This window comes from Rhodoferax sp. (genome assembly GCF_014859475.1).
Taxonomy (GTDB): Bacteria; Pseudomonadota; Gammaproteobacteria; order Burkholderiales; family Burkholderiaceae_C; genus Rhodoferax.
In genome coordinates, this window is sequence record NZ_JACUUE010000112.1 from 1 (window position 1) to 7,943 (window position 7,943).

Here is a 7,943-nt window from a genome sequence, read left to right on the forward strand (position 1 = left end):
GCAAATCACCGAGCTGGCGGGCGCTTTGCGCCAATTGTCATTCAGCGCCGCAGAGTTTCAAGCCATTGATCAGCACGCGGTCGAGGGCGGCATCAACCTGTGGCAAAAGCCCTCCACCGACCAACGCCCTTGAAGCACGATCTTTCTGCGCGCGCCAAGCTGCTGGCGTTGGGCGCGATTGTCATGTGGAGCAGCCTGGCCGCGCTCGGGGTTGCTTTGCGCCATGTGCCGCCGTTTTTGCTGACCGGCCTGTCGCTGCTGGTGGGCGGTCTGATTGCGCTGCCGCTCTCAAAATTCAAGCTGGCGGCGTGGCGGGTGCCGTGGCGTACGCTGGCGCTGGGTGTTTATGGCCTGTTCGGCTACCACTTTTTGCTCTTTGTCGGCCTGCAAAATGCACCGCCGGTGCAGGCCAACCTGGTCAACTACCTGTGGCCGCTGTTGATCGTGGTGCTGGCGCCGGTGCTGCTGCCGGGGCTGGTCATGCGCTGGCAACACATTGTGGCCGGACTGATTGGTTTTGCCGGTGCGGTGATCGTGATTCTGAGTAGTGCCGAGCCGAACCTCAGCGCCGGGAGCGGCACGGCCAGTGCGGCAATGGCGTTTCAGGCTGAATGGCTCTGGGGTTATTTGGCCTCTGCAATAGGGGCAGTCATCTGGGCCACCTACTCGCTGCTGACGCGCCGGGTGCCGCATTTCGACACCGCAGCCATTGGCACCTTTGCCTGGATTTCGGGCTTGCTGGCGCTGCTGTGCCACGCGCTGATGGAGCCCAGCGTGGATTTGAGCCTGCGCGACTGGGCGTTGATTGCTTTGCTGGGGCTGGGGCCCTTGGGAGGCTCCTTCTTTTTGTGGGACAAGGCGCTCAAGACCGGCGATGCGCGTCACATCGGCTTGCTGAGTTACCTGACGCCGCTGCTGTCCACGTTGCTGTTGCTGTGGGTCAGCGACCGCGCCCTGACCTGGCCGGTGGGTTTGGCGGGGGTGTTAATTGTGGGTGCGGCCTGGCTGGGCACCCGTGTCAAATAGGTAAGCAAAAGAAAGGAGACCCTACTGTCTGCGACCTTCCGCTTGCGCTCCAGGCAACCTGCGCTGGGCGAGTTTTGCGGGGGAGTCGCTCGGACTCGGCGATCGCCTCAGACAATCGCGACCCCTGATCCCGCAAAACCCACCCAGCGCAGGCGCATACAGAAGGGGGTTGGGACAGAGGGAAATCCAGCACCCATCTCAACGATCAGTGCGAACTGGACATGGCCGATCGCCGAATACTCGATCACGCTGTACTTGAACTGCTCGGCGTGAAAACAAAAAAGGAGCGCTACGAGTGGATCAATCGCCTGTACGACTACCTGCGTCAGTTCTTCGAAGAAACCCGCAGCAAGGAAGAGCAGGCCATCGTCAACAAAAACGTGACGCAACGCAAAGGTGGGGTGAGTCCGCAAGATTTGGCTGTGCAACTGGCGGTCGAGCTCAACACGCAAGAGCCGCTGTTGTTTCGCTCGTACAAAGACTTCTTCAAAGTGTCGGGCGTGGGAGACAACTGGATTGCACGGGAAGTACCCGCCGATGGGGTGGCGGAGGTGCAGTCGACCTCCATGATGTCGGCGTCCGTTTTGTGCGTGGCAAGAAGCAAGTTGAATTTGTGAGCCTGCCCTCTGCACCCCATGCCACCCTGGCCGATGTGGCGATCCGGGAAATGCGCAGAGAAACGGTGCAACTGCCTCGCGCCGAGGCGTCATGTATCACCCTGCTTCGTGACTACCAAGCTTTTTTGGTCAATCGCGACGCGCGCTTGCCAGAAGCAATCGCTGAGCGAGTCGCCGATACCGCTGTGCAAAACATTGTTTTGAACTTGCTCATTGAGCAAGTTCGGCGCGGCGCAAAGGCTCCCGGTATTTGATTCCAATGGCCGATACTTGAAAATACCGCAATCCCAACGCACCAGACCCGCCACCATGCCCACCACCCGTAAACCAGCCACCAAAAAAACCAAACAAACCAAAGCTGCAGAACCCCGCCTGTCGCGCACCCGCCGACCAGCCGACCTGCCAACGGCAGACTGGCAAACAGCGCTGCGCCGTCAGTTTGGTCGCGAACAGTCTTTTGGCCTGAAGAACCTGGGCTCGGAACCTGTTTTTTCTGACTTTGCGGTGAATAACCCGGCCACCCGCTCCAGCTACCGTGTGGCGATTCGGGGTGCCGGTTTGGGGCAAAACTTTTGCACCTGCCCGGACTTCGCGACCAATGACCTGGGCACCTGCAAACACATCGAATTCACCTTGGCCAGATTGCAGGCCAAGCGCGCTGGCAAGCTGGCTTTAAAGCATGGCTTTGAGCCCTGCTACAGCGAGATCTGGCTTGACTATGCGGGCCAGCGCCAGGTGCGCTTGCGCCTGGGCACCGATTGCCCGGATGCCTTGCGGGCGCAGGCGCTGCAGTTGTTTGATGCCAACGCGCAGTGGGCCTTGCGCGCCGACAAGTACGCGGGTCTGCAGGCTTTGCTGCAGGTGGCGCAAGAGAGCGGCCACGAGCTGCGCTGTTACGACGATGTCTGGCAGTTTGTGGCGGGCCAGTTGGATGCCCTACAGCGTGACACGGTGCTGGCCAAAGCCTACCCAAAGGGTGCGCAAGACAAGGGCCTGAACAAGCTCCTCAAGGCCCGGCTCTACCCGTACCAGGCGCAAGGCGCGCTGTTTGCGGCGCGTGCCGGCCGTTGCCTGATCGGTGACGAAATGGGTCTGGGCAAAACCATTCAGGCCATTGCAGCCGCCGAGCTGCTGGCGCGCCACTTTGGTGTGCAGCGGGTGCTGGTGGTGTGCCCGACCTCGCTCAAGCACCAGTGGCAAAACGAGTTTGCCCGCTTTACCGAGCGCCCGTCCCAGGTCATTCACGGCCTGCGCAACAAGCGCCAGGCGCAGTACCAGGAAGACGTGTTTTGCAAGATCACCCATTACGAAACATTGGCGCGCGACGCCGACCTGATTGCCGCTTGGGCGCCCGACCTGGTGATTGCCGATGAGGCGCAGCGCATCAAAAACTGGAACACCATCGCCGCGCGGGCCTTGAAGCGTGTGGTCAGCCCCTATGCCATAGTGTTGACTGGCACACCGCTGGAAAACCGGCTGGAAGAGCTGATCTCGATCGTGCAGTTTGTTGACCAGCATCGGCTGGGCCCCACCTGGCGCCTGTTGGACGAACACCAGCAGCGCGACGAGTCGGGCCGCGTGGTGGGCTACCGTGGCCTGGATCAGATTGGTAAAACCTTGGCGCCGGTGATGCTGCGCCGGCGCAAGGCCGAGGTGCTGACGCAGTTGCCCGAGCGCGTGGACAACCGCATTTTTGTGCCGCTGACGCCCGAGCAGCGGCTGCACCATGATGAAAACGGTGAAACTGTGACGCGCATCGTGGCGCGCTGGCGCAAGACCGGTTTTTTGTCAGACACCGACCAGCGTCGCCTGCATTGCGCCCTGCAAAACATGCGCATGGTGTGCAACAGCACCTATTTGCTCGACCATGAAACCGACCACGGCCACAAGGTTGATGAACTCATGACGGTGCTCGACGAGCTGCTGGAAGACCCGGGTGCCAAAGCCGTGGTGTTCAGCCAATGGCTGGCCACCCATGCGCTGATTCAGCGCCGCCTGGCAGAGCGCGGTTGGGGCCATGTGCTGTTTTCTGGCAGCGTGCCGGGCGACAAGCGTGGCGCGCTGGTGGATACCTTTCACAACAATGCCAATTGCCGCCTGTTTTTGTCCACCGATGCCGGTGGCGTGGGCCTGAACCTGCAGCACGCCGCCGCCGTGGTGGTCAATATGGACATGCCGTGGAACCCTGCCGTGCTGGAGCAGCGCATTGGCCGGGTGCACCGCATGGGTCAGTCGCGCGGCGTTCAGGTGATCAATTTTGTCGGGCAGGGCAGCATTGAAGAAGGCATTCTTGGAGTGCTGGCGTTCAAAAAGTCCTTGTTTGCCGGGGTGCTGGACGGCGGCGCCAACGAGGTGTTCATGCAAGGCACGCGCTTGTCCAAGTTCATGGAAAGTGTGGAGAAAGTGACTGCGGCGGTGGGCGAGGCGGACGCAGCGTCTGATGTGGATGAAGGGGCTGCAGTGAGCGGGGGCGGCGGTGCGGGCCAGTTTGGCGCGGGCGCCGAAAAAGTCGAAGTGGTGGAGGTTTCTGAAGCAGCGCCAAGCGCGTTGCCTGGCAAGCTTTTTGCAGCAACGGCACATGACGAAGCCAGTCCGGCGCTGCCATCTGATGCGCTTGGGGTGCCAGTGCCCTTGGGCGAAACGCCAGACCAGCCAGCGCGCAGCGTCACGCCATCCGCCCCATCAAGTCCGCAGCCCGACCCGTGGGCCGCCATCCTTGAGGCCGGTGCGGCCCTGTTGCAAGGCCTGGCAACGTCGCGCGGTGCGGCTGGCGGTGCTGGCCCGGCCATGCCACCGATCCAGATCGAGCGTGATCCGGTCAGCGGCCAGGCCAGCGTGCGTTTGCCGCTGCCTGACCCGGCTGTGTTACAACAGCTGGCCCGGGCGTTTGAGCCGTGGTTGCGCTAGCCGCAAGTTCTTAAAATAGCGCCCACTTTCTCCCACGGCAATCACCATGACATCCACTCCAGCCCTCAATCCGCAGCACTGCCCGTTGTGTGGCCAGCCCAACCAATGCGCCATGGAGGTGCAGGCGGCTACCGGCATCCAGCAGCCCCCCTGCTGGTGCACCCAGGCGCAGTTCAGCGCCGAGTTGCTAAACAAGATTCCGGAGGCTGCGCGGGGTGTGGCCTGCCTGTGCGCAGCCTGCTTGAAAGCCGACACAGCATGAACTGGCTCGACAAATTTCCGCTGCCTATCTTGATCGCCTTGGCTGTCTGGATGGCCATGGCGCCAATCAGCCCGGAGCCACATTTGATCGAAAAACTGCGCATGTTGAGCCAAGGCACGCTGGTCAAACCGCTGGATATTTTTGATTTGCTGCTGCACAGCGCGCCCATTGTGCTGCTGGCTGTGCGGCTGTGGCGCAAGTTCACTGGGCGCTGACGGGGGCCGTCGAGACCGTTCTGATTTTGGGCTTTGCTCAGTGCAATCCGGGTGCCCCAAATGGATAATCCCAGTTTGACCGATCAATCAACCCGCCACCGCGTGGCAAATCCCATGTCCTCTGAAAACGCACTTTTCACACCTGCCCCTGCGGCAGCCCCTGCGCGCCCCAAGCCGCGCCTGACCAGCCTGTCGCACGGTGGCGGTTGCGGTTGCAAGATCGCCCCCGGCGTGCTGTCGGGCATCCTCAAGGGCACCACGGCCATGCCGATGCCCAAGGAACTACTGGTGGGTATTGAAACCGCTGATGATGCGGCGGTGTACCAGCTCAATGATGAGCAGGCGCTGATCGCCACCACCGACTTCTTCATGCCGATCGTCGATGACCCGTATGACTTTGGCCGCATCGCCGCCACCAACGCCATCAGCGACGTGTATGCCATGGGTGGCACGCCGATCATGGCGCTGGCGCTGGTGGGCATGCCAATCAGCGTGCTGTCGGCCGAGACCATTGGCAAGATTCTTGACGGCGGCGCCAGTGTCTGCCGCGCTGCAAACATTCCCATTGCCGGCGGCCACACTATCGACTCGGTCGAGCCCATTTACGGCCTGGTCGCCATGGGCCTGATGCACCCGGACCGGGTCAAGCGCAATGCCAGCGCCCGCGTGGGTGACCGCCTCATTCTGGGCAAGCCGCTCGGTGTGGGCGTGCTGTCGGCGGCGCTCAAGAAAGACAAGCTCGACGCCGCAGGCTACGCCGAAATGATGCGTGTTACCACCCAGCTCAACACGCCCGGCCCGGCGCTGGCTGCGCTCGACGGGGTGCACGCCATGACCGACGTCACCGGTTTTGCCCTGGCCGGCCACGCGCTGGAGATGGCGCGCGGTGCCGCTTGCACAGCGCAACTGGACTGGCAAAACGTGCCGTTTTTGACTGGTGTGCGCGAGCTGGCGCAGCAGGGTTGCGTCACAGGTGCCTCGGGGCGCAACTGGGCCGCTTATGGCCACGAGGTCAGTTTGCCCGCAGGTTTTTCGGCGGTCGAGCAAGCCCTGCTGACCGACCCGCAGACCAGCGGTGGCTTGCTGGTGAGCTGTGCACCGTCAGCGGTTGACAAGGTGATGGCGATTTTCAAAGAGCACGGTTTTGCCGACGCGGCGGATATCGGGGAAATGGCCGCCTTCAATGGCTCGACCAGTTTGGCGCTGCGTTAGCGTGAAAGAACGTCGTCATTGCGAACGAAGTGACGCAATCCGTGCACCCGGGAGTCATGGATCGCCACGCTTCGGTCGAGATGACGCAGTCGCTGTTCAAGGTCCGTGTGCGCTATCAGGCCAGGTAAGGCTGGCTCACGGCTCCCAGCGCAACTGGGCCAGGTAGCCCAGGCTGCTGCCCTGGGTGTTGTCGCTGTCGGCCCCCACGGCTACGGCGGTGACCGGCGGCAAGGCCGCGCTCTCCTGGCCGAACAGCAGAGCAAAGTCGGCGGCAATATTGCGGCGCTGGCTGACCCATTGCCCGGTGGCGGTCTCCGTGCCATTCAACACGATGTAGCGCACCCGCGCGCTGTAGGCGTTGTTGCCGCTGGTGCCCGCCGGGTAACGGCTGTCCCACAAATAGCACAGCGTGGCGCTGGGCAGGTCTTGACCGCTGACCGAGCGCGCCAGGGCCAGCACCGAGCGCTGCAGGAAGGGAATGTCGGCCAGCGGTTGGTCCAGCATGACGCAAACCTTGAGTGCGATGTCGTCGCCAGCTTTGCTTTTGATGTCGGCTTGGCGCAGCGGCTGCTCCAGCCGCCAGCGCCAGCTTAAAAATTCGGGTGCCTGGCCCTGCCAGGCGTGGGTCAGCACGCCGTAGGAGGCCTGGGTGCGCAGTGCCAGCACGGTTTCGCCGTTCAGGGTGGTCGCTTCAAAGACGCTGAGCGGCGCCTTGTTGTCGGGCAAGCCGCCCAAGTGCCAGGCAGGGTGCAGCGTTGCGCCGCCTGATGCGGCAAAGGGCGCCAAGGCAGGCAGGGCTGCGCTTGGCGTGGCTTGACAGAAAGCGCTTTGCATGCTCAACAGCAAGGCACAGCTGGCGATGAAACAAGGTGTCTGAGCCCGGCGGTTGCGCGAGGCCTTGCTTCGCTCGCCATCAATGTGAAACGGTGCGCTCACTGAAATGCCTCCCAGCCCCACCAGATGCGCGTGGCCGTGGTGATGGCGCAGAGCGCGGCAAAGCCATAGGCCAGCTCGATGAACAGCGCCGGCCAGACACACATGGCCATGAAACAGATCAGGGTTTCGCTGGCTTCGGTCAGACCGCCCAGAAAATAGAACGACTTATTGGGCATGGCCAGGTTGCGCAAGCCGCGCTTGACCGCCATCACGGCAAAGGCCAGAAAGCTCGAGCCGGTGCCAATGAATGTGGCCAGCAGCACCGCCGCCGGCAGCGCGTTGCTTGCCGGGTCGCTGAACGCGAAGGCCAGCGGGATGCTGGCGTAGAACACAAAGTCGAGCGCGATGTCCAAAAAGTCACCGGCATCGGTCGGCTTGGTCAACCGTGCCACGGCACCATCGAGTGCATCGAGCAGCCGCGAAACCAGGATCGCGATGGCGCCCAAAAGATACGCTTGAAAGGCAATCAGAACTGCGGCAAAAATGCCTAGCAAAAAGCCAATCAGGGTGAGCTGATTGGCCGACAGGCCCTGGCGGCTGGCCTGTCGCGCCAGGCGTTGGATCCAGGGGGCAATGCTTAACGTGAAAGAACAGCGTCATTGCGAACGAAGTGACGCAATCCATGCACCCGGAAGTCATGGATCGCCGCGCTACGCTCGCGATGACGAGGTCTCTGTTCAAGGTCCGTGTGCGGTATCGGGCCGATTCGGAGGGCTCGCGATGACGGTACGCTTTCATCATTTGGGGCGTCGCTCTAGATGCATGCAA

9 protein-coding genes and 1 pseudogene are annotated in these 7,943 nt (G+C 62.2%); 8 read left to right on the forward strand and 2 right to left on the reverse strand.

From position 1 onward, the window contains the following. The 8 genes and pseudogenes from IBX54_RS10115 to selD all read left to right on the forward strand — a co-directional run. A pseudogene (locus IBX54_RS10115) lies at positions 1 to 133 on the forward strand (L-glyceraldehyde 3-phosphate reductase); the annotation flags it as partial. Beyond that, on the forward strand, positions 130 to 1,026 hold the full coding sequence (locus IBX54_RS10120; protein ID WP_296542533.1) for a DMT family transporter: 897 nt from the start codon (positions 130 to 132) through the stop codon (positions 1,024 to 1,026). The pseudogene IBX54_RS10115 and the gene IBX54_RS10120, both read left to right, overlap by 4 nt. A gap of 221 nt (positions 1,027 to 1,247) precedes the next feature. After that, on the forward strand, positions 1,248 to 1,643 hold the full coding sequence (locus IBX54_RS10125) for a hypothetical protein (protein WP_296542534.1): 396 nt from the start codon (positions 1,248 to 1,250) through the stop codon (positions 1,641 to 1,643). Beyond that, on the forward strand, positions 1,640 to 1,897 hold the full coding sequence (locus IBX54_RS10130) for a hypothetical protein (protein ID WP_296542535.1): 258 nt from the start codon (positions 1,640 to 1,642) through the stop codon (positions 1,895 to 1,897). Before IBX54_RS10125 ends, IBX54_RS10130 begins: the two co-directional genes overlap by 4 nt. A gap of 55 nt (positions 1,898 to 1,952) precedes the next feature. Next, positions 1,953 to 4,550, forward strand: coding sequence for a DEAD/DEAH box helicase (locus IBX54_RS10135; RefSeq protein WP_296542536.1), 2,598 nt, complete (start codon positions 1,953 to 1,955; stop codon positions 4,548 to 4,550). Positions 4,551 to 4,596: 46 nt separating this feature from the next. Then, entirely contained in the window at positions 4,597 to 4,812 is a 216-nt protein-coding gene (locus IBX54_RS10140; protein WP_296542537.1) for a cysteine-rich CWC family protein, read from the forward strand. Next, positions 4,809 to 5,027 carry a hypothetical protein gene (locus IBX54_RS10145; protein ID WP_296542538.1) on the forward strand — a complete coding sequence of 73 codons (219 nt, stop codon included), beginning with the start codon at positions 4,809 to 4,811 and terminating at the stop codon, positions 5,025 to 5,027. Before IBX54_RS10140 ends, IBX54_RS10145 begins: the two co-directional genes overlap by 4 nt. Positions 5,028 to 5,141: 114 nt before the next feature. Further along, positions 5,142 to 6,239 (forward strand): selenide, water dikinase SelD, encoded by a 1,098-nt coding sequence (gene selD, locus IBX54_RS10150; RefSeq protein ID WP_296542539.1) that lies wholly within the window; start codon positions 5,142 to 5,144, stop codon positions 6,237 to 6,239. Between the two features lie 135 nt (positions 6,240 to 6,374). Here the strand turns inward: selD and IBX54_RS10155 are convergent, their stop codons facing one another. Together IBX54_RS10155 and IBX54_RS10160 are read right to left on the reverse strand one after the other, a co-directional pair. Beyond that, entirely contained in the window at positions 6,375 to 7,175 is an 801-nt protein-coding gene (locus IBX54_RS10155) for a DUF3047 domain-containing protein (RefSeq protein ID WP_296542540.1), read from the reverse strand. Next, positions 7,172 to 7,750, reverse strand: a complete 579-nt coding sequence (locus IBX54_RS10160) for a CDP-alcohol phosphatidyltransferase family protein (RefSeq protein ID WP_367141829.1) — start codon at positions 7,748 to 7,750, stop codon at positions 7,172 to 7,174. Before IBX54_RS10160 ends, IBX54_RS10155 begins: the two co-directional genes overlap by 4 nt. Positions 7,751 to 7,943: the final 193 nt, after the last annotated feature.